The 22,268-nt window shown below is 44.7% G+C and carries 19 protein-coding genes and 1 other annotated feature; of the genes, 17 read left to right on the forward strand and 2 right to left on the reverse strand.

The window, feature by feature from the left end:
* Positions 1-12 precede the first annotated feature (12 nt).
* The gene (gene tgt, locus JSY36_RS18925) at positions 13-1,152 is read left to right on the forward strand and encodes a tRNA guanosine(34) transglycosylase Tgt (protein ID WP_205167572.1); all 1,140 of its coding nucleotides are present in this window, start codon (positions 13-15) and stop codon (positions 1,150-1,152) included.
* A 201-nt stretch (positions 1,153-1,353) separates the two neighbouring features.
* Positions 1,354-1,617, forward strand: coding sequence for a preprotein translocase subunit YajC (yajC, locus tag JSY36_RS18930; RefSeq protein ID WP_205167573.1), 264 nt, complete (start codon positions 1,354-1,356; stop codon positions 1,615-1,617).
* 53 nt (positions 1,618-1,670) lie between these two features.
* Here the strand turns inward: yajC and JSY36_RS18935 are convergent, their stop codons facing one another.
* Positions 1,671-2,057, reverse strand: a complete 387-nt coding sequence (locus JSY36_RS18935) for a TIGR04086 family membrane protein (RefSeq protein WP_205167574.1) — start codon at positions 2,055-2,057, stop codon at positions 1,671-1,673.
* Between the two features lie 139 nt (positions 2,058-2,196).
* On the opposite strand from JSY36_RS18935, the gene JSY36_RS18940 reads away from it, so the two are divergent.
* Positions 2,197-3,483, forward strand: coding sequence for an ArsB/NhaD family transporter (locus JSY36_RS18940; RefSeq protein WP_205167575.1), 1,287 nt, complete (start codon positions 2,197-2,199; stop codon positions 3,481-3,483).
* 258 nt (positions 3,484-3,741) lie between these two features.
* Positions 3,742-4,395, forward strand: coding sequence for a DUF421 domain-containing protein (locus tag JSY36_RS18945; protein ID WP_336511543.1), 654 nt, complete (start codon positions 3,742-3,744; stop codon positions 4,393-4,395).
* A 437-nt stretch (positions 4,396-4,832) separates the two neighbouring features.
* Here JSY36_RS18945 and spoVB read toward each other — a convergent pair whose 3' ends face one another.
* Positions 4,833-6,383, reverse strand: coding sequence for a stage V sporulation protein B (spoVB, locus tag JSY36_RS18950; RefSeq protein ID WP_205167576.1), 1,551 nt, complete (start codon positions 6,381-6,383; stop codon positions 4,833-4,835).
* Between the two features lie 307 nt (positions 6,384-6,690).
* Between spoVB and JSY36_RS18955 the strand changes: the two genes are divergently transcribed.
* The 13 genes from JSY36_RS18955 to aspS all read left to right on the forward strand — a co-directional run bounded on the left by JSY36_RS18955 (position 6,691) and on the right by aspS (position 21,904).
* Complete coding sequence (locus JSY36_RS18955) at positions 6,691-7,182, forward strand: COG2426 family protein (RefSeq protein WP_236785176.1); 492 nt, start codon at positions 6,691-6,693, stop codon at positions 7,180-7,182.
* A 22-nt stretch (positions 7,183-7,204) separates the two neighbouring features.
* On the forward strand, positions 7,205-7,537 hold the full coding sequence (locus tag JSY36_RS18960; RefSeq protein ID WP_205167577.1) for a post-transcriptional regulator: 333 nt from the start codon (positions 7,205-7,207) through the stop codon (positions 7,535-7,537).
* Positions 7,538-7,674: 137 nt separating this feature from the next.
* Entirely contained in the window at positions 7,675-8,988 is a 1,314-nt protein-coding gene (secD, locus tag JSY36_RS18965; protein ID WP_205167578.1) for a protein translocase subunit SecD, read from the forward strand.
* Positions 8,978-9,916, forward strand: a complete 939-nt coding sequence (gene secF / locus JSY36_RS18970) for a protein translocase subunit SecF (protein ID WP_183163671.1) — start codon at positions 8,978-8,980, stop codon at positions 9,914-9,916. Before secD ends, secF begins: the two co-directional genes overlap by 11 nt.
* A 632-nt stretch (positions 9,917-10,548) precedes the next feature.
* Positions 10,549-11,463 (forward strand): cation diffusion facilitator family transporter, encoded by a 915-nt coding sequence (locus JSY36_RS18975; RefSeq protein ID WP_122896274.1) that lies wholly within the window; start codon positions 10,549-10,551, stop codon positions 11,461-11,463.
* Positions 11,464-11,479: 16 nt separating this feature from the next.
* Positions 11,480-11,809 carry a LapA family protein gene (locus tag JSY36_RS18980; RefSeq protein WP_122896275.1) on the forward strand — a complete coding sequence of 110 codons (330 nt, stop codon included), beginning with the start codon at positions 11,480-11,482 and terminating at the stop codon, positions 11,807-11,809.
* A gap of 58 nt (positions 11,810-11,867) precedes the next feature.
* The gene (gene recJ / locus JSY36_RS18985) at positions 11,868-14,213 is read left to right on the forward strand and encodes a single-stranded-DNA-specific exonuclease RecJ (RefSeq protein WP_205167579.1); all 2,346 of its coding nucleotides are present in this window, start codon (positions 11,868-11,870) and stop codon (positions 14,211-14,213) included.
* A gap of 30 nt (positions 14,214-14,243) precedes the next feature.
* Positions 14,244-14,756, forward strand: coding sequence for an adenine phosphoribosyltransferase (locus JSY36_RS18990; RefSeq protein WP_205167580.1), 513 nt, complete (start codon positions 14,244-14,246; stop codon positions 14,754-14,756).
* Between the two features lie 451 nt (positions 14,757-15,207).
* On the forward strand, positions 15,208-17,391 hold the full coding sequence (locus tag JSY36_RS18995; protein WP_122896278.1) for a RelA/SpoT family protein: 2,184 nt from the start codon (positions 15,208-15,210) through the stop codon (positions 17,389-17,391).
* 106 nt (positions 17,392-17,497) lie between these two features.
* Positions 17,498-17,941 carry a D-aminoacyl-tRNA deacylase gene (gene dtd, locus JSY36_RS19000; RefSeq protein ID WP_205167581.1) on the forward strand — a complete coding sequence of 148 codons (444 nt, stop codon included), beginning with the start codon at positions 17,498-17,500 and terminating at the stop codon, positions 17,939-17,941.
* 252 nt (positions 17,942-18,193) lie between these two features.
* On the forward strand, positions 18,194-18,370 hold the full coding sequence (locus JSY36_RS19005) for a hypothetical protein (RefSeq protein ID WP_183163672.1): 177 nt from the start codon (positions 18,194-18,196) through the stop codon (positions 18,368-18,370).
* Between the two features lie 66 nt (positions 18,371-18,436).
* Positions 18,437-18,694: a binding site (T-box leader), on the forward strand.
* A gap of 140 nt (positions 18,695-18,834) precedes the next feature.
* Positions 18,835-20,115, forward strand: coding sequence for a histidine--tRNA ligase (hisS, locus tag JSY36_RS19010; RefSeq protein ID WP_205167582.1), 1,281 nt, complete (start codon positions 18,835-18,837; stop codon positions 20,113-20,115).
* 1 nt (position 20,116) lies between these two features.
* On the forward strand, positions 20,117-21,904 hold the full coding sequence (aspS, locus tag JSY36_RS19015; RefSeq protein ID WP_205167583.1) for an aspartate--tRNA ligase: 1,788 nt from the start codon (positions 20,117-20,119) through the stop codon (positions 21,902-21,904).
* Positions 21,905-22,268: the final 364 nt, after the last annotated feature.

Here is a 22,268-nt window from a genome sequence, read left to right on the forward strand (position 1 = left end):
GAAGTGAATGAAATGCCACCAATCACATATGAACATATAAAAACTTGTAAACAGTCCGGGGCCAGACTTGGCATCGTCCATACCCCGCACGGTTCTTTTGAGACCCCGGTCTTCATGCCGGTCGGGACTCTTGCCACTGTAAAAACGATGAGCCCTGATGAGTTAAAGGAGCTTGGTGCGGAAATTATTCTGAGTAACACTTATCACCTCTGGCTCCGCCCGGGACATGAGATTGTCAAAGAAGCAGGAGGGCTTCATAAGTTCATGAACTGGGATAAGCCGATTTTGACGGATTCGGGCGGATTTCAAGTGTTCAGTCTGAGTGATATGCGAAAGATTACAGAAGAAGGGGTCGAGTTCCGGAACCACCTGAGCGGGGAGAAGATGTTCCTTTCCCCTGAAGGGGCGATGGAGATTCAGAATGCCCTTGGCCCTGATATCATGATGGCTTTTGATGAGTGTCCTCCTTATCCTGCAGAACATGATTATATGAAGGCTTCGGTAGAGAGAACGACCCGCTGGGCAGAGCGGTGTCTCAAAGCCCACAAGCGCCCCGGCGAGCAAGGGCTTTTTGGTATTGTTCAAGGAGGAGAATACGAAGATTTACGCAGACAAAGTGCAGAGGATCTTGTGTCTCTTGATTTTCCCGGCTACGCTATCGGAGGGTTAAGTGTCGGAGAACCGAAAGATGTTATGAACCGGGCCCTTGAGTTCACAACACCTCTCCTGCCTGAAAACAAACCTCGTTACCTTATGGGAGTAGGATCTCCTGACTCCTTAATTGACGGAGCTGTTCGCGGAGTGGATATGTTTGACTGTGTGCTGCCTACCCGTATAGCAAGAAACGGAACGCTTATGACCAGTGAAGGACGTCTTGTTGTAAGAAATGCAAAGTATGCACGCGATTACCGGCCTCTTGATGAAAGTTGTGAATGCCATGTATGTAAAAATTATTCCAGAGCTTATATTCGTCACCTTATTAAGGCGAATGAAACATTTGGATTCAGACTGACAAGCTATCACAACCTGTTTTTCCTGGTAAATCTCATGGAAAGAGTCAGAGAGGCAATCCGGGAGGACCGGCTGCTTGATTTCAGAGAAGAGTTCTTTGAGGCATATGGTTTTAACAAAAAAGATGCGAAGAATTTTTAACTTACAGGGAGAGTTTCCCCGTTAAGTGGTTAAAAACATGTTTATATTCAAACATTTTCGTATGTTTTACATGTTTTCATTGATTTTCACGTATAAAATTGTCTACAATAGTACGGGAGAGTCAACAATCAGTAACAGAGGAAGATCTCTTATGAATGATCATATATACTGATCGGGATTGATTTGAAAGGGGTGAAACTTATGGATATGTTAGGTGCAATTGTACCATTACTACTTATGTTCGCGATCTTTTATTTTCTTTTGATCCGTCCGCAGCAAAAACGCCAGAAGAAGATTCAGCAGATGCATTCTTCTCTTGAAAAAGGTGATAAAATTATCACAATCGGCGGCTTGCACGGAACGATTGATGCTCTTGATGACGAACGCATCATCGTCGTTGTTGATAATGGAAGTAAACTTACGTTCGACCGACAGGCCGTTCGTGACGTAACAAACAGAGACTAATTAAAAAACCAGCTCCTTTTGGGGCTGGTTTTTTCGTTGTGAATTTTCATCGTCTATTCCCTCGAATTCCCTCCTATCAGATTGACCCCGAGAATCCCTCCCAACACACTGGCACCGGTGTAACCGGCGTGCATAAGGGACTGCTGCAAATCAAAGAGCTGGTTGTATCCCAGGAACTGAACGAGAAAAATGACGAGGGTGTACAGGACAGCTGTAGCACCTCCAACTAGCCAGCCTTTTCGTTTTGCTTTCCCGCCGGCAATAAAACCGCCAATGAACACAGCAAGAAAGGAGAACAACACGAGAAACCAGGCTACTGAACTTTCTTCCATTGAACTGAAGCGTAAAAACAGCGAAACGATAAAGCTCGCTGCGAGTACAAGGATTAAAATGGCCAGGATGCCGTACAGGGCACTTGAGAATATTTGTCTCTGTTCCATAAACTCATACCTCCTTTTATAGTTGCGTTTAGTAAATTCTATTCAACTTGTACAAATTTAGACGAGCAATTTACGTGAGTAAACATGATTGTCCATGCAGGTTCATAGAATGAACTGAAAAGAGGGAGGGGCTGTCTGAATGGATCTCATTCTCACGTTTGTTATCTTTGTGATCAGCTACGTGTTTATTATCAGTGAGAAATATAACAGAGCACTCGTAGCCTGTCTTGGGGGCGTGGCTATGCTGTTTGCCGGTGTGCTCGATTTAAATACTGCGTTTATGGAACATATTGACTGGCATACGATTGTTCTTTTACTGTCAATGATGATACTTGTATCGATTACAAGTCAGAGTGGCTTTTTTGAGTACGTGGCCATATCTCTGGCTAGGATTGTGAAAGGCCGTCCTTTACCATTGTTAATAATGGTCTCTACGTTAACCGCGGTTGGTTCTGCATTCTTAAACAACGTTACAACAGTTCTGCTCGTTGTCCCCATCGTTTTCACACTTACTAAATTACTTAAAATATCTGCAATTCCATACTTACTGGCTACGATTTTAGCTTCAAATATTGGAGGTACTGCAACGCTCATTGGTGATCCTCCAAACCTGATGATTGGTCAGGCTGTTGAACACTTAACGTTTAATGCTTTTCTTATTCACCTCGGACCGGTCGTTTTGTTTATTTTTATCGTGATCATGTGCTGGGTAACTTTTCTTTACCGCGGGCAGCTTCATGTGTCATTGGAAGAACGAAAAGCCCTCATGGCTCTCAGACCGGCCGATTTTTTACGGCATAGAAGGATTCTTGTGAAATCCGTATTTGTTTTGTCTGTAACAACACTTGGTTTTTTACTGCAGCCCCTTTTGTCTGTGGAATTAACCAGTGTAGCCATGGCGGGAGCTCTTTTGCTGATGTTTTTGACACATGATGAGCAGCAGACAGAAGAGGTGTTTCAGTCCATTGAATGGGTAACGCTGTTTTTCTTTGTCGGGTTATTCATGCTTGTGGGCGGACTGAAAGAGGTGGGGATCATTGATCAGATTGCAAGTTCGATTATTCATTATACAGACGGGGACCTTCCAAAAACGGCTATGCTTATTTTGTGGGTATCAGGTTTATTGTCCGGGTTCGTAGATAATATCCCTTTCGTTGCGGCCATGATCCCTGTTATTCTTGAATTTCAGGAATATGGTATGACCAACCTTGATCCTCTTTGGTGGGCGCTGGCACTTGGGGCATGTCTTGGGGGGAACGGCACGCTGATCGGCGCTAGTTCAAACGTAATTGTCGCGGGAATGGCGGTCAGGGCGAAGCAGCCGTTCACCTACATTGATTTTCTGAAAATAGGTGCACCTGCTGCAATTGTGTCCTTTGTGATTTCGAGTATCTATATTTACTTTAGGTATCTTATTTATCTGTAGAAATTATCAGAGGAAGGTGTCTTAAAACGAAATTGGCAATGGCTGCTCACGATGCTCGTCCGGCTGTAAAAAAACTACTCCTGCAGGCTTTTAAAAGAGCGCAGCAGTTTGATTCATTGCTTCGAGGTTGATCCAAAGGTAAAAAACGACCTTAGGTCAACCTCTTCGTTTTGTTCTTCCAACTATTACAATGTACACAATCGTGAGCTTCGGTGAAACTAAGGCTGAATGAAGTTCGTTTAGCGAGGAGCGGGAGTTGTGGATATTGGAACGATTGCAGCCAGGACGATCGTCATTTATTTTGTCATCCTTCTCGTTTTACGAATGATGGGAAAACGTGAGATCGGCCAGCTTTCAATAGTTGATTTTGTCGTATCGATCATGATTGCGGAATTAGCCGTTGTATCCATCGAAAACACAACCGTACCTATGGTGGAGCAGGTGCTTCCCATGGTTGTTCTGCTGGTCATTCAAGTAAGTTTGGCCTATATATCACTGAAAAGTGAGCGGTTGCGTAAATTGATTGACGGTAAGCCCTCTTTGCTCATTAGCCGGGGGGAAATTGATGAAAAAGAGATGAAAAAACAACGGTACAATTTCGATGATCTTTTAACCCAGCTGAGGCAGAACGATGTCCAATCACCTGCTGATGTGGAATTCGCCATTTTGGAACCATCAGGGGACCTGTCCATAATAAAAAAGAAGGAAAATGAGGAGAAAAAAGAGGTGCAGCTGCCCCTTCCTCTGATTCTGGACGGAAAGGTGCAGAAGGCCCATCTTGAAAAAATGGGGAAGACGCCCCTTTGGCTGAGACAGGAACTGAGAAAGCTCGGTTACAGGGACGTGAAGAAAATATCCTATTGTATTATGACCGACAATCAAACGTTTTATATTGACGAAAAAAACTTCTAAGCTGCCTGTTTAAGGTTGTTGGTCCTTAAACAGGCAGCTTGTTGTGTGTTGGGGAATGGTGGGGCTTATCTGGTTTGAAAATAGCAACAATTTATACCAAAAGATCTGTTAAACTCAGGTGTAGATTTACGCTCACCGCACGCCCTCTTCGCAGGGGCGCCGGTGAGTCTCCAGGAGCTTTATGCCTGCTTCTTTCTCTACCAGAAACGCTGCGCAGATATGTGCGTCGAAGCAACTCGCAGCTTATTCGTGGTGTAACCCCTCATCGCTCCCTCAGGAGTGTCGAACATTCGCTGCAATCAACTTTATTAATAAACCAACAATATTCTTTAACACCGCCATAAGTAAAGAGCCTGATTTTAAAACTTCCAGGATGAATGTTGGGAATTCAAGACCGCTTCCCATAAACCGCAAACGTCCCTGATAACATTTGAGCACTAGAAGAACCGTCCAATTACCGGAAGGCGTCTTGCTTCTTCTTTTTTGATTAACTTAAACAAGAAGAGCAGCACTGTGTAGGTGATCGTTGTAAGCCCAATCTGACCCAGAGTCTGCCACAAAAGACTGCTTTCTATTGTGACATACTTAAGTGAAGCATATGCAACGGCTCCTGACATGATAATGATCAGCAGTACTTTACCGAACTCCCGCAAATTTACCGTGAAGCTGATTGTCTTTGCCAGTGTGGCAAAATGAAGCAGAGTAACGAGTATAAAGCCTGTAACAATCGCAAGGGCTGCCCCCATGATACCGAGCTCAGGTCTTGAGGCCAGAACAAAAATCGCAGCTATTTTCACTACAGCACCAACGAGGCTGTTAAACATAGCAGCTTTAGCTAAATTGAGGGCCTGCAGAGCTGCCTGAAGAGGGCCCTGAAAGTATAAAAAGATACTGAAAGGGGCCATGATTACGACATATGCTGCTACTTCAGGGGCGTTGTACATAAGTGTCATCACCGGTTCTGCGAACATATATAAGATTACGGCAGCACCGCCACCCGATACAAGTGCCAGGCGCAAGGCCTGGCCGAGCCGGTGGTGAATAATGCCGTATTGCTTCTGGGACGCAGCTTCGCTTATTGCTGGTACGAGAGAAACACTTAACGAATAGGTAATAAATGTCGGGAGAAGCAGAAGCGGAATGACAAACCCGGCCAGTTCGCCGTACTGTGCAGTTGCAACGGCAGTCGCAACGCCGGCAATCGCAAGGCTCTGGGCTACTACGATTGGCTCGAAAAACAGACTCACAGAGCCGATCAGGCGGCTGCCCGTTGTAGGTAAAGCAATCGCCATAAGATTGTTGAAAGTTGTTTTGGAGCCTTTGACATAGTCAAAAAACTGCTTACGGACTTTGAATTTCTTTCTTCTTTTAAACTGGTAAATCATATACAGAAGAGAGACAAGTTCTCCGATTACGACTGAAATCATGGCACCTGCTGCAGCGTATTCAATTCCATAAGGTAAAAGAGCCGTAGTAAATGTAGCTACAAGGGTAATGCGGACGACCTGTTCAATGACCTGTGAGTAGGCTGTCGGCTTCATATTCTGAAGCCCTTGGAAATACCCGCGAAGAACTGAAGACAGTGCCACGATCGGCACAATTGGCGAAATGGCAACAAGAGGATAAAATGCCCGTGAATCCGTGAGCAGCGTCTCAGAAATAAGAGGAGCACCTACAATCATGGCTGTCGTAAAAATCACGCTCAGCACAGCTGTTACCGCAATGGAGACAACGAGAATCCGTTTGATTCTCGTCCTGTCTCCATTGGCATCTGCTTCGGCTACGAGCTTCGAAATCGCAACGGGAAGCCCTAGCTGGGTGAGTGTTATGATGAGCAGGAGGGTAGGTACCGCCATCATGTAAAGACCGACGCCTTCTGCCCCCATGATCCGTGCTACAACAATCTTATTTACAAATCCCAGTATTCGTGTAATCAACCCTGCCATGATGAGGATGAATGCCCCTTTTAGAAACGACTGTTTAGTCATGAAAAGCCCCTGCCTTTTTGTTTGGTTAACCACTGAGGTATAATTCTGCGATCCCGAAGTCTCTGATCCTGAGAGATGTGGTTATGGTAAAAGCCATCACGTGTTTTAAGCCTTCAGATTGTTGGAAGAATTCACGTGAGGATGTAGATTTTTTCCTTAAAGATGTATATGCTGAATAGGGGGCCAGGCATGACAACTTGTCTGCATCGTCAAAGGTATTAAGAGTACATATATAAGCTATTGAAAAAGATCGGTGTAGTCAGTAAATTAATAAAATACACCGTTTAATTTAAAGGAGCGACAGTCATTGAAAGAGAGATTGACAGATTTTTTTGTAGAGAACTTTTCATTTTTAACCCCGGAGCTTCTTGTTGTGCTCGTTTCGGCAATGCCGATTCTTGAACTGAGAGGCGGTATTCCTTTAGCTGCATTGGGCTTCGGAATGCCTTGGTACGAAGCATTTATGTATGCCATTATAGGAAATTTATTACCAATTCTTCCGATTCTGATTTTGTTCCGCCCCATCAGTCAGTTCCTTATGCGTGTACCGGTTTACAAACGTTTTTACGACTGGCTTTATAAACGGACAATGAAGAAAAGCGACAAGGTTGAAAAGTATGGAGCCGTGGGACTCATATTGTTTACTGCTGTACCTCTTCCAACCACAGGGGCTTATTCTGCCTGTTTAGCAGCGATTCTGTTCTTTATCCCTACGCGTCTGGCGTTTATTGCTATTGGTTCGGGAGTTCTTATTGCCGCAGTAGGAGTAACAGCTTTTACATACGGTTTATTCGGTTAACATACGGAGAGGAGAGGAGAACATGAGTAATAATTTCGATGAATGGAAAGGTGAACTGATGCCTGCCCTTGAAAGTAAAGCCGAAGAATGGCAGTTTCTCGGTTATGAAAAAGTGACAGTGGAAGATGTTTGGCAGTGTGTCACGGTAAAATGGCAGAAGGACATTAAAAGAGGAGATCTGGAGGAACCTTTTCGTGTACACAGACTTATCGGTGATGTGTTCAGCCTTAAATCTTCGGAGTATATGAATTTTCTCACCATCGAAGCGTATAAGGCACCAAACTACTTCGAAAAGGAAGCTGAAGGAGCTTTCAGTCTCGATGATTTCAACGTGGAAGACTTCTCGAAAAAGTAAGATGAGATTGACATTGAATTTTTAAAATCGCTATAATGAAAATATTGGATTTTCAACAGGACCATACCAACCGTTGAACGAACGGGAAGTGCCGGTCTCGTTCAGTCAGCTTCTGAGCTTAAGGAGGACAAGCAGGCATGAAAAAGAAAAGGGGCGTCAAGAAGTGGCGGATTGCACTGTTTTTTGCAATTGTTGCAGCATTGGCGGGGTTGATTGCTGCAAACGTCATGGATCACGCAGATGATATTAAACTGGGCCTTGACCTGCAAGGCGGATTTGAAGTGCTTTATGAAGTCACACCGATCAGTGACAATCAGGAAATAGACAGGGATCTTTTGACCGATACGGTGAGTGCGATTAATGCCCGTATCGACGTGCTTGGGGTATCCGAGCCGAATGTGAGTATTGAAGGAGACGACCGGATCCGGGTGCAGCTTGCTGGTGTAACAGACCAACAGGCAGCGAGGGAACTTCTATCTACAGAAGCGAGACTGTCCTTTCGTGATGTTAACGATAATCTGATGCTCGATGGATCGGATCTCGTGGAAGGTGGAGCCCGGCAGAGCTTCCATCAGGACACAAACCGACCGATTGTTACAGTTACAATTCAGGATGCCAACCTGTTTGGGGATGTAACGAGAGAAATCATGGAAATGCGGCCTGATAACCAAATGGCGATCTGGCTGGACTATGATGAGGAAGATTCCTTTGATGAAGAGATCATGAAGGAAGACTCGAAAATTATCTCGGCACCCAATGTTGATGAAGTACTCAGAACAACAGATATTATGATTACAGGAGACTTCACTATTGAAGAAGCGCAAAACCTCGCAGGGATTTTAAACGCGGGAGCGCTTCCTGTAGAGCTTGAAGAAATTTATTCAAACTCTGTAGGTGCCTCACTGGGTGAACGGGCGATGGATTTAGCCATCACTGCAGGCTTCATCGGAATAGCACTGATTTTTGCCTACATGCTTCTTTACTATCGCTTTATGGGAATCATTGCTGTGATTACGTTGACCGTATACATTTACTTTGTATTAGTCGTGTTCAACTGGATGAATGCGGTACTTACACTTCCTGGAATTGCAGCCTTGATTCTAGGTGTAGGTATGGCTGTTGATGCAAATATCATTACCTATGAACGGATTAAAGACGAACTGCGCTCCGGGAAGTCGACGATGAGTGCGTTTAAAGCAGGAAGCCGCAGATCATTATCGACGATACTCGATGCGAACATTACAACCATTCTTGCAGCCGGGGTTCTGTTTTATTTCGGTACAAGTGCCGTTCAAGGTTTCGCAGTTATGCTTATAACAAGTATCCTGGTAAGTTTTATTACTGCCGTTTACGGATCAAGACTCCTGCTCGGTTTATGGGTGAACAGCCGTATTCTTAATAAGAAGCCAAAGCTGTTCGGTGTAAAGGAGAGTGAAATCAGTGAACTTTGAACATGAAGCGACAAAGCTGGATTTTGTTAAACACCGCAAGAAGTTCTTCCTCTTTTCAGCGGCATTGCTTACTGTCGGGATCATTCTCCTGTCAACAATCGGACTGAATTTAGGCATTGACTTCAGCAGTGGGACAACGATGGACGTCCTGGCTGAAGATACGGTAACTGAAGAAGAGATTGCAGAAGAATTTGCATCAGTCGGACTTACTCCGGATGACATCATTTTAGCCGGAGATAACAACGATGTAGGACGTGCAAGTTTTATCGGGGTTCTCAGCCAGTCTGAAGTCCTCGAAGCACAGCGTCACTTCGAAGATGTTTACGGTAACACGCCGACGGTGAGCAGCGTCACACCGATCGTTGGTGAGGAGCTTGCGCGAAATGCCCTTATCAGTGTGCTGATTGCTACTGTCGGGATTATCATTTATGTATCGATCCGGTTTGAATTCTGGTATGGAATTGCAGCGATCATTGCCCTTTTCCACGATGCACTGTTTATATTAACCTTCTTCAGTATCATTCAAATGGAAGTGAACATTCCATTCATTGCCGCAGTTCTCACGATAATCGGTTATTCGATTAACGATACGATCGTTACCTTTGACCGGATTCGTGAGAACATGAAGCTGGAGAAAAAGGTAAGAGGCTTTGAAGATCTTGCACGTATTGTGAACAAAAGTCTTGTTCAGACACTGGCAAGATCCATCAACACTGTCCTGACTGTTGTGTTCGCTGCAGGTGCCCTTCTCATCTTCGGTGGAGAAGGTATCCGCACGTTCTCACTGGCTCTTGTGGTGGGCCTCATAGCAGGAACATATTCTTCCTTGTTTATCGCTGCCCAGTTATGGCTCACTTTTAAGACACGCCAGCTTAAAAGAGCCCGATTTAAATCAAAGCAGCTTCAGGAAAGTGAAAGTGAAGCTTAAACAAATAAAGGCACTCTGCTTATTTTGAGCAGAGTGCTTTTGTGTAACCGGAGCAGGAGGTACTCTGTTTCTTTTGAGCTTTTTAAAGCGGAAATCAACACCAGAGTTTAACAGAGACGTTCATGAGCATGATATTCTCGCCATGGCGTATGAAAACTGGCTTGAAATATGTTCAGGCGGAGTTATCTGTATCTTTTGTTATCACAGTGCACCGTGCGGAGTTGATGCGGCACTCGTCTGGAAGTGTCAGACATACGAGACTCTAGAGGGGCAAAGCGAGGGCCCTGAAAAAGTCAAAGTCTGATAATAACGTCACCACTGCTCTGATTGCAGCAAAAATGGGCTTTGGTTTTATGATGTACCAAAGGTCCTTTAAAAAGATTGATTGGAGCGAACCCTGACTGTCTTTTCAGAGACTTCGGCAAAGTCCTGAGGAGGATCGCCGGTATCTCCACGGAAAGCGAAGGACATTACGGCTGCGTCTATTACGATTTTTAATAATCGGCCCGCTTTCAAAATCCCTTCGCATGAGAACCGGGATGGAAGTAAACGATAAAAACACGAAAGTCCGATAATTTTTCTTGTCATATTCATGTAGAATATAAGGATACATATAAGGAGGAGAGACCGCCATGAGCACTTCAGCTACAGATCAGGACATACGGTATAAAAAAGTAAGAACCGGAGCCTGGGTCGGCATTATCGGTAATATTATTCTTGCTGCAGTAAAAGCCATCGTTGGTATCATGGCAAACAGCCGTGCACTGGTTGCTGACGCCGTTCATTCAGCGTCAGACGTCGTAGGGTCAGTGGCGGTTCTGGTTGGTGTCAGGGCAGCTAAGATGCCGCCGGATGAAGACCATCCCTACGGTCACGGAAAAGCAGAGACAATTACAGCGATCATTGTGGCTGTTCTACTCTTCGTTGTAGGTCTGGAAATTGCGATAAATGCAGTAAAGGCACTATTTGAACCTATCTTTATACCGGGAACAGCAGCAATTTATGCAATTGTGTTTTCGATCATTACAAAAGAGTTAATGTTTCGATATAAGATTCATCTGGGTAAAAAATACAAGAGTGATGCATTAATTACAGACGCCTGGCATCACCGTTCCGATGTGTTTTCATCAGTGGCAGCCCTTCTGGGGATTGGTGCATCGATAATCGGCGGTAATATGGGAATAGACTGGCTTGTTTATGCGGATCCTGTTGCAGGTTTCTTCGTAGCCATCCTTATTGTGAAAATGGCCTGGAAACTTGGAAGTGAAGCCATCCATAATGCACTTGATCACGTTCTTCATGAAGAAGACACTATGGAAATGTACGAAGAAGCCAGTAAGGTAACGGGAGTTATGGAAGTAAATGAACTGTTTGCAAGAGAGCATGGGCATTATGTGATTGTTGATATAAAAATCGCAGTAGATCCGTATATTACTGTTGAAGAAGGTCATGCAATCGGGAAAAGGGTTAAAGAACAACTCATGACAGATGAGTATGTCCAGGATGTACGTGTGCATATTAATCCATATTCCAAAGACAGTAAATAAAAGGAGCTGATGGATTGTGAAAGGGCAATGGGGATTGATTATCGGCATTATTGTTGTACTGGTTATTTCCATTTTTGCGGTCATCAATGTAGATCCCGTGGAAGTGAATTATCTGTTCGGGCAAAACGAGTGGCCCCTTGTACTGGTCATTATCGGTTCTGTTCTTATGGGCGGCCTGATTGTGGGAAGTGTAGGTATTTATAAAATTTACCGCCTTCAGCAGCGTGTAAGAAAACTCGAGGCTGAAAATGAGAGATTGAAACCGGATTCGAGTGAACGCTCCCGTGTAAAGGAGCGTCAGAAAGCGAAAAAAGAAGAAGGTGTGTCCGATTCAGGGCAAACATGATTTGAGCGTTGTCACCCCTGTTTCCCTCTTGTATAATGAGTGGGTCAGGGGTGTTTTTATGCTGAAATCAAAAGCCAGATGGAACATTGAAACAACAGAAGAACCTCTTGTTGAACGTCTGGCAGAAGAGTTGAACCTTTCAACTCTTGCTGCGAGATTACTCGTTCAGCGGGGATGGAATGATACAGAAAAAGCACGACAGTTTTTAACGATGGACGAAACGGTTCTGAATGATCCGTTTCTATTTAAAGGAATGGACAAGGCTGTTGACCGGATTAAACAGGCGGTTGAAAATAAAGAACGAATTCTCGTTTTTGGAGATTATGATGCGGATGGTGTTACGAGTACTTCCGTTATGTTTCAGACACTCGGGAGCCTTGGCGCAAACGTGGGATACTATGTCCCTAACAGGTTTACTGAAGGCTACGGGCCAAATGAAGGTGCTTTCAGAAAAGCAAAGGAATCCGATGTCAGCCTGATCGTAACGGTGGATACTGGAATATCTGCTGTCCACGAAGCATCAGTAGCCAAAGAACTGGGAATGGATTTAATAATTACCGACCACCATGAACCGCCTCCGGAACTTCCGGACGCATTTGCTATCATAAATCATAAACAGGATGACTGCCCTTATCCGTTTAAGGATCTGGCAGGTGTAGGGGTTGCATTTAAAACTTCACAAGCTCTTATCGGCCGGTTTCCTGAAGAGTATCTGGATCTGTTTACCCTGGGAACCATTGCTGACCTTGTTCCCCTTGTTAATGAAAATCGTTTTCTTGTACAAAAAGGACTGAAAGCCGTTGCCAAAACAAATCGTCCGGGGCTGAGGGCATTGATGGAGCTTTCCGGCATTGATACAGACGCAGTAACAGAAGAGCACGTGGGATTTGCCCTCGGACCGCGTCTGAATGCTGCAGGAAGACTGGATTCAGCAGATCCGGCCGTGTCTCTGCTTATTACTGAAAATCCGGAAGAAGCAGAGGAGATTGCTCACGAAGTTGATGCACTCAATAAAGACAGGCAGAAGATCGTCAATGACATTACGAAAGAAGCCATCGCCCAGGTGGAAAGCAAAGGGGCAGGCTCTGTCATCGTTGTTGGTCAGGAAGGCTGGAATGCAGGGGTTATCGGCATTGTAGCATCCAGACTTGTTGAAAAATATTACCGCCCTACGATCGTTTTGAGTCTGGACTCTGAAAAAGGGCTGGCGAAAGGGTCTGCCAGAAGTATCGAAGGTTTCGACATGTTCAAGAATCTTTCCCAGTGTCGTGAGTGGCTTCCCCATTTCGGCGGTCATCCAATGGCAGCCGGGCTTACAATGGAGATTGAAAATATCGACAAGCTGAGAGCGAAGCTGGGCAGACTGGCTGATGAAGTCCTTACAGAAGGAGATTTTATCCCCACAAGGAAAATTGATATTGTTGCAGAACTAGGTGAAATTACGGTAGACGCCATCAGGGACCTCCATAAGCTGTCACCCTTCGGAGTCGGACATCCGTCGCCAAAAGTAATGATAGCCAATACTCAGCTAGACCAATATAAAAAGATTGGCTCAAACAAAGATCACCTCAAAGTGACGTTTGAAAATAACGGAACCAAGCTGGACGGCATTGGATTTAGAATTGGCGACCTGTATGAACATATTACACCGCTCGATAGGGTATCCGTTGTTGGTGACGTATCCATTAATGAGTGGAACGGACACGTAAAGCCCCAGTTGATTATTGAAGATATTAAAGTAGAAGACTGGCAGTTATTTGACCTGAGAGGGAAGCATGTGAACTGGTCTTCCTTTATTGAACAGACTGCCGGGGAACGCCTTGTATATGTAAAGTTCAGAGAAGAAACGACATTACCAAATGAATTGAAAAATCATGGTGTGGCTGTTTATGATCTGTCCAAAGGAGATCAGGAAAAACCGGACCTGTCAGAGGCCTTTGTGATTTTTGGTGACATTCCATGTAGTGAAACAGATATTCCTGCTGTTCTGGAAAGTGGAGTACCCAGCCGGATTTATGCTGTATTTGCCCAGGAGGATGACACGTTTTTCCAGACTATCCCCACAAGGGACCATTTCAAATGGTACTATGCATTTTTGACAAAGCGCGGATCCTTTAACCTCGAAAAGCAGGCTCAGGACCTTGCGAAACATAAAGGGTGGACAAAGGATACGGTCGTTTTCATGAGTAAGGTGTTTTTTGAATTGGATTTTGTTACAATGGACAATGGGTTTGTAACGCTTCAGAGTAAGCCATCAAAAAAATCCCTTGCAGATTCACGGCTTTACCAGCAGCAAGTGAAGCAGGGAGAACTGGAAAATCAGCTCGTTTATTCATCCTACCGTGCGTTGAAGCAATGGTTCGAACCGTTTATTCAAAAAAATGTAACAGAAATTAATGTTTAGGTGTTCATGAGATTACAGGAGGACAAAGAGATGGATTTCAAAAAGTATATTACGGTTGTTGAGAATTTCCCGAAAGAAGGAATTCGCTTTAAAGATATCACTACGTTGATGGAAAATGGAGAGGCATACAAAAAAGCCATCGACGAAATGGCTGAGTTTGCTAAAGAAAAAGACATCGACGTTGTTGTTGGACCGGAAGCACGGGGGTTTGTAGTCGGCTGTCCGATTGCTTATTCCATGGGTGCAGGCTTCGCTCCTGTACGAAAAGCCGGTAAACTGCCGCGTGAAGTACTGGAAGTTGATTACGGCCTTGAGTACGGCAAAGACAGCCTGAACATTCATAAAGACGCAATTAAGCCTGGACAAAAAGTTCTTATCGCTGACGACCTTCTCGCAACAGGGGGTACGATTGAAGCTACAATCAAGATGGTGGAAGAGCTTGGCGGCGTTGTAGCAGGTATTGTTTTCATGATCGAACTTTCCTACCTTGATGGCCGTGACAAACTGAAAAACTACGATGTGTACTCATTAGTTCAATACTAAAGGGCAAACATAAAGAGGCCGGCTCATAAGATTGTATTCCATCTTATGAGCCGGCCTCTGAAGGAATCAGCACTTAATCTAAGCTACTCTGCAAATGCATGGCGCAGTTGCTCCAACCGTATCCTTGTAAATTCAAGGGGATAAGAAGAGCTGGTTACCCAGGCTGAAGCCCTGTTTAAATCTGGATTCACCCTATCTTCCTAATTATTTTCACATATATACTAAAAAAAAATTACACTTTCTTATATACTATGTTAAGATAATGGCAATTCATTATTACAGTAAATAACTTTGAATAGATTACAGGGGAAGACGTCTCGGTTAATAAACCAATTCTTACTTCTGCTGATAACTCGGCATTAGCCGGGTTTTCTTTCATTTTTATATTCGACAAAATTCTCATATCCTTCTGCTTTGATATGGAAGAAATCTTTAGATGTAAGGTGATTTCATGACAAGTGAACAAGTGCTTCAAATAGCAAGTGAATATTTATCCGAGCAGGATGTGACTTTTTTACGCAATGCCTACCTCATGGCAGAAAGGTCACATAAAGACCAGTTCCGTAAATCCGGTGAGCCCTATATTGCTCATCCTGTTCAGGTTGCCGGAATTCTCGCAGATCTTGGAATGGACCCGAACACGATCGCAGCAGCATTCCTTCACGATGTAGTGGAGGATACGGATGTGCCTCTCGAAGAAATCGCCAGGGAATTCGGCGATGAAGTTGCCATGCTCGTGGATGGTGTAACGAAGCTCGGTAAAATTAAATACAAATCAAAAGAAGAGCAGCAGGCTGAAAATCACCGGAAGATGTTTGTCGCCATGGCAAAAGACATCCGTGTGATTTTAATCAAGCTTGCTGACCGTCTTCACAATATGCGTACTTTGAAGCATTTGCCACCGGAAAAACAGCGCCGGATCGCCAATGAAACACTTGAGATCTTTGCACCACTCGCTCACCGTCTCGGTATCTCTGCTATTAAGTGGGAGCTTGAAGATACAGCTCTGCGATATTTGAATCCGCAGCAGTATTACCGGATTGTCAACCTTATGAAAAAAAAGCGCGCCGAGCGTGAAACGTATATCGACGAGGTGAAAAATAAAATTGTCGAGCGTCTCGGGAACGTAGGTGTGAAAGCAGAGATTAACGGGCGGGCAAAGCATATTTACAGTATTTATCGTAAAATGGCGCTCCAGAACAAGCAGTTTAATGAAATTTATGACTTGCTTGCCGTTCGTATTATTGTAAAAAATATTAAAGACTGCTATGCGGTACTCGGCATTATTCATACACACTGGAAGCCGATGCCGGGGCGGTTTAAAGATTATATTGCCATGCCTAAAGCAAACATGTATCAATCTCTTCACACAACAGTGATCGGACCGAAAGGGGATCCCCTTGAAGTTCAGATCCGTTCGGAAGACATGCATAAAGTAGCGGAATACGGTGTGGCTGCGCACTGGGCATATAAAGAAAAGAAAAACGTGGATGATAACAATGAATCTCTTGAAACGAAACTATCGTGGTTCAGAGAGATTATTGAATGGCAGAATGACACAAACGATGCTCAGGAATTTATGGAGTCCCTTAAGATTGACCTATTTTCTGATATGGTCTTTGTATTTACACCAAAAGGGGATGTCATTGAGCTTCCAAAGGGTTCGGTTCCACTTGATTTCGCCTTCCGGATTCATACAGAGATTGGAAACCGGTGTATAGGTGCGAAAGTGAATGGAAAGATGGTCCCTCTTGATCATGAGTTAAAAACAGGAGACATTGTTGATATTCTCACGTCCAAGCATTCCTATGGTCCGAGTCAGGACTGGCTTAAGCTGACGCAGAGTTCCCATGCGAAAAATAAAATCAGACAGTGGTTTAAAAAAGAACGCAGGGAAGAGAACGTGGAAAAGGGCCGGGATCTGATCGAGCGTGAGATCGACCGGAAAGGGTACGAGCAGAAGGAAGTGCTCACCACTGAAAACCTTAGCCGCGTTGCAAATAAGTTTAACTTTACTTCTGACGAGGATATGTATGCGGCAGTTGGGTATAACGGCATTACTGCAGCGCAGATTGTTACGCGTCTGACGGATAATATCCGTAAACAGCAGGAAGAAGAAGCAGAGAATCAGACAATTACAGAGGCGGTTGAAGACCTTAAGTCTTACTCAACGCCGAAAAAAGGAAGCGTTGGTGTCAGAGTAAAAGGCATTGACAACCTTCTGATTCGTTTATCCCGCTGCTGTAACCCTGTACCTGGTGACGATATCATCGGTTATATTACGAAAGGGCGCGGTGTAAGTATCCACCGGAGCGACTGCCCGAATATCGATAACAGCGAAGCAAAAACAAGACTCCTTCCGGTAGAGTGGGAAGGGGATCAGCAGAAAACGAAGAACTACAATGTGGATATTGAAATTTCAGGATTTGACCGCCGGGGCCTTCTTAACGAAGTTCTCCAGGCAGTGGCTGAAACGAAAACCAATATAAATGCAGTTTCAGGGAAGTCAGATAAAAATAAAATGGCAACGATTGACATGACAATCTCAATTCAAAATGTTGCCCACCTTCAAAAGGTAGTGGATCGTATTAAACAAATCCCGGATATCTACGCTGTTCGCCGGGTAATGCATTAAACCGCAGGTGTTCTGACTTTGTTCAGGAAACCTGTGCTTACATGAAGGTACTGAAAAAGTACGGTCTTTTACTTTTTCAGTGGCTTCCTACATAAGGAGTGAAAAAATGCGTATCGTAGTCCAGCGCTCTAAAGAGGGCCGTGTCGTCGTGGACGGTGAGGTTACAGGTAAGATTGACAAAGGTCTTATGCTGTTAGTTGGTGTTACTCACGAGGATACGGAGGAAGATGTTATTTTTTGTGCAGACAAAGTAAGTCATCTGCGCATTTTTGAAGATGAAAATGGCAAAATGAACAACAGTGTCATAGATGCCGGAGGAGAGATTTTGAGTGTTTCCCAATTTACTTTGTATGGGGACTGCCGGAAAGGACGCCGTCCGAACTTTATGGGAGCAGCGAAGCCCGACCAGGCAAACGAACTTTATGAAGCTTTCAACAACCGGTTAAAAAATAACGGCCTTCACGTTGAAACAGGCGTTTTTGGGGCTATGATGGATGTTTCGTTCACGAATGACGGTCCGGTTACATTAATCATCGACAGTAAAGAATAGCTGTTTTTGCGGATTTGCTGAAAAAGATAATGAAGCCGAAGTGCCCGAAACTTCTGTGGCGTGGGGGCCAGGCAAAACCACTCAGGACGCAGTCCGAAGAGGCTTGCCCGCACCGCCAAGGAAAGCAAAGGGCACGCAGGCTTCATCTTCAATCTATGCGAAAACAGTGTTTACGAAAAGAATAGCCCTCGTCTAAATGTGCTCTCTTTTGGACATGCTAAAAGAAAGCAGAAGACGGACGGAGGCTGACAGATGAGAAACGGACACAGTGAACGGGAGAAACAGCACCAGACAAGACAATACATGAACGTGGATCTGCACAGGTTTGCAGAGCACGGAGAGGAACAGACAAACTTTGAGCTGGCATGTGAGTTTGGCCTTTCCCTTCACGATGTAAAAACATTGAAAAAGAAAATGGGTAGAAATTAAATAAGATGTTCTTGACAAGACCTTTTTCTCTTCGTATGATAGATTCATCCTAAATTCAATACACAACTACAACCGACGACAGAGCAAAGTAGTTGAGAATCCCTTTGTTTCAGAGAAAAAGTGCCACAGGCTGAAAGCACTTTTCAAAGACCTCAATGAACGAACACTCTGTAGGTGTTTTTTTGAACGGATCATGAGATCCCATTAGAAGAAGCCGCCAAGAATGGCGTTATCAATGAAAGCGGAGTTTGCTTTTGACTTTCCATCAGGACTAAGCAAATCTCAACTAGGGTGGTACCACGGGAATAAACTCTCGTCCCTGTTTCAGACAGGGATGGGAGTTTTTTGTGTTTTTAAAAGTTGCATGGGACCGGTTTTCCAGGCACCTTTGTATTTCTGGTTAAACGCCTTTCCCCAATCTGGTGAGCTGTCTGATACATAGAAAAAACAAGGAGGAAACAAAGATGAATTTTAAAATCCCTCGCGGAACCCAGGATATTTTACCTGAATCATCAGCATTGTGGCAGTATGTGGAGCAAAAAGCCCACGATCTGTGCCGCCGCTATAACTATAAAGAAATCCGTACCCCGATGTTTGAACAGACTGAACTGTTCCAGCGGGGTGTTGGTGATACAACAGATATCGTACAAAAAGAAATGTACACCTTTGAAGACAGAGGCGGCCGAAGCCTCACCCTGAGACCGGAGGGAACGGCGTCTACCGTTCGTTCATACGTTGAAAACAAAATGTTCGGTTGGGCTGGTCAGCCTGTGAAACTCTACTATATCGGACCGATGTTCCGTTATGAACGACCGCAGTCCGGACGTATGAGACAATTTGTACAGTTCGGCGTAGAGGCCATGGGAAGTGACGATCCGGCAATCGATGCAGAAGTAATCGCACTTGCCATGAGCTTTTACCAGGAACTTGGCCTTAAAGGATTGAAGCTGGTGATCAACAGCCTCGGTGATAAAGAGAGCCGCAACAATCACCGCAATGCGTTGATTGAGCACTTTAAGCCCAGAATAAGTGAATTCTGCGGTGATTGCCAGCAGCGTCTGGAGAAGAATCCTCTCCGAATTCTCGATTGTAAAAAAGATCGTGATCACGAGCTGATGAATTCGGCACCGTCCATACTTAAGTATTTAAACGACGAATCAAAAGCGTACTTCGAAAATGTTCAAACGTACCTTTCATCCATGAGCATCCCATTTGAAGTTGACCCTGGTCTGGTTCGAGGATTGGACTATTACAACAACACTGCATTTGAAATTATGATTGACGGTGAAGGGTTCGGGGCGATTACGACTCTTACAGGCGGTGGTCGTTATAACGGTCTTGTCGAAGAAATCGGAGGCCCGGAAACACCGGGTATCGGATTTGCTCTAAGCCTGGAACGTTTATTAATGGCTTTGGAAACACAAGGGATCGCCCTTCCAGTGGAAAGCTCGATCGATGCTTACCTGATTACGATGGGAGACGAAGCGAAGAGGAAAGCCCCGGGTCTTTTACACAAACTGAGAAGTGAAGGCATCGTAGTTGATACGGACTATATGGGCAAAAAGATGAAGGCGCAATTTAAAGCCGCAGACCGGCAAAATGCTTCCTTCACACTTATTTTAGGGGATGAAGAACTCGCACAGCAAACTATCGTACTGAAAGATCTCAACACCGGTGAACAGGAAAATCTGTCTTTAGATAAAGCAATATTGAAGATCACTGAAAGCAAGAGAGGGGAAGAATAACATGGCTAAACGAACACATATATGCTCAGAAATGCTGGAAAATTTAATAGGTGAACGGGTCCGCCTGAAAGGGTGGGTAAAAAAACGTCGTGACCTCGGACAGGTCATCTTCGTTGATTTACGTGACCGTTCAGGATTTGTACAGATCGTATTTAACGGAGAAAAAAATCCCGAAGCTTTCGCAGCAGGAGAAAAAGTCCGTAACGAATATGTAATTGAAGTAGAAGGGGAAGTTATTGCCCGGGATGCTGAAAACGTAAATGAAAAGATCGAAACCGGCGCCGTTGAAGTTATGGTTGACCGCATAGAAGTATTAAACGCAGCAAAAGGTCTTCCCTTTGTCATTGAAGATAAAGTAGACGTATCAGAGGACGTACGTCTGAAATATCGTTACCTCGACCTCCGCCGTCCAAAGATGCAGGAGACGATGTACCTTCGTCACAAAACGACGAAGTTTATCCGTGACTTCCTCGATGAAGAGGCCTTTATGGAAATTGAAACACCAATGCTTACGAAAAGTACGCCTGAAGGTGCCCGTGATTATCTCGTTCCTTCCCGTGTGCATCATGGTGAATTCTACGCTCTTCCCCAATCTCCACAGTTGTTTAAGCAGATGCTGATGGTTTCCGGGTTTGAGCGCTACTACCAAGTGGCACGTTGTTTCCGTGACGAGGACTTAAGAGCGGACCGTCAGCCGGAGTTTACTCAAGTGGATATTGAAGCTTCCTTCATGGAGAAAGAAGACCTGCTTGAGATGATGGAGGACATGATGGTTTCCCTTCTTGAAAAGGTAAAAGGCGTTAAAGTCGACCGTCCTTTCCAAAGACTTACTTATCAAGACGCAATGAACCGATACGGATCAGACAAACCGGACACCCGCTTTGGTATGGAACTTGTTGACGTATCTGAAGTTGTGAAGAACAGCGGATTTAAAGTCTTTGCGTCCACAGTTGAAAAAGGCGGGGCTGTTAAAGGGATTTGCGTAAAAGGTGTGGCTGACCAGTACTCAAGAAAAGACCTGGATGGCCTCGGTTCGTTCGTTGAAATTTACGGGGCAAAGGGTCTTGCCTGGCTCAAAGTTGAAGCAGACGGCGAATTAAAAGGACCGATTGCCAAGTTCTTTGAAGCTTCTGAACGTGAAGCGATAATCAGTTCTTTTAAAGCAGAAGAAGGAGACGTTCTGTTCTTTGTTGCAGACAAAGTGAAAGTAACATGGGACAGCTTAGGCGCCCTTCGTCAGAAGTTTGCTAGAGACCATGATCTTATCGATCAGTCAAAATTTAACTTCCTGTGGGTAACCGAATTCCCCCTTCTTTCTTACGATGAGGATGAAGACCGCTATGTGGCTGAGCACCACCCCTTCACACGTCCGGTAAAAGAAGACGAGGAGAAGCTTGTAAGTGAGCCGGAAAATGTCCGTGCTGAAGCCTATGACCTTGTATTAAACGGATATGAACTTGGTGGAGGATCCCAGCGTATTTACGAGCGTCACCTTCAGGAGAAAATGTTCAGTGCACTCGGTTTCTCTGAAGAAGAAGCGAAAAGCCAGTTCGGTTTCCTTCTCGATGCATTTGAATACGGTACGCCTCCACACGGGGGAATCGCCCTTGGCCTTGACCGCCTCGTTATGATTCTTGCAGGCCGTTCAAACCTTAGAGAAACAATTGCTTTCCCTAAGACCGCAAGTGCGAGCTGTCTTTTAACGAAGGCGCCAGCCGGTGTGAGTGATGCACAGCTTGATGAGCTGAACCTCTCTGTTAAGCCAAAGCCGGAAAAAGACAAAGAATAATAACGGAACATTTATAAGCAAGAGGGCGAAACGTAAGGCAGGTACCTTACGTTTCGCCCTTTTTTACATACTCTCGTTATACTTTCTTTCGCTGTTTTCGTCCAAACCGTTGATATTCGCACTTCTTCTAGAGTACAGAAATAAAGATGAAGCCTGCGTGCCCTTCGCTTTCCGTGGCGGTACCGGCAAGCCTCCTCAAGCTAAAGCTCTACGGGGTCTTGCTGGCCCCCGCGGCCACAGGAGCATTCCTGTTAGTAGGTGAAGTGGCCTCTTGCACAAAAAAAGGTCCTCCGTTATGATGCAGGTTGCGAACCCAATACACCAAGAGGAGGACCTTTTGATGCATCATAATCGAAATTACAAA

Source organism: Alteribacter salitolerans (assembly GCF_016901055.1).
GTDB lineage: Bacteria > Bacillota > Bacilli > Bacillales > Salisediminibacteriaceae > Alteribacter > Alteribacter keqinensis.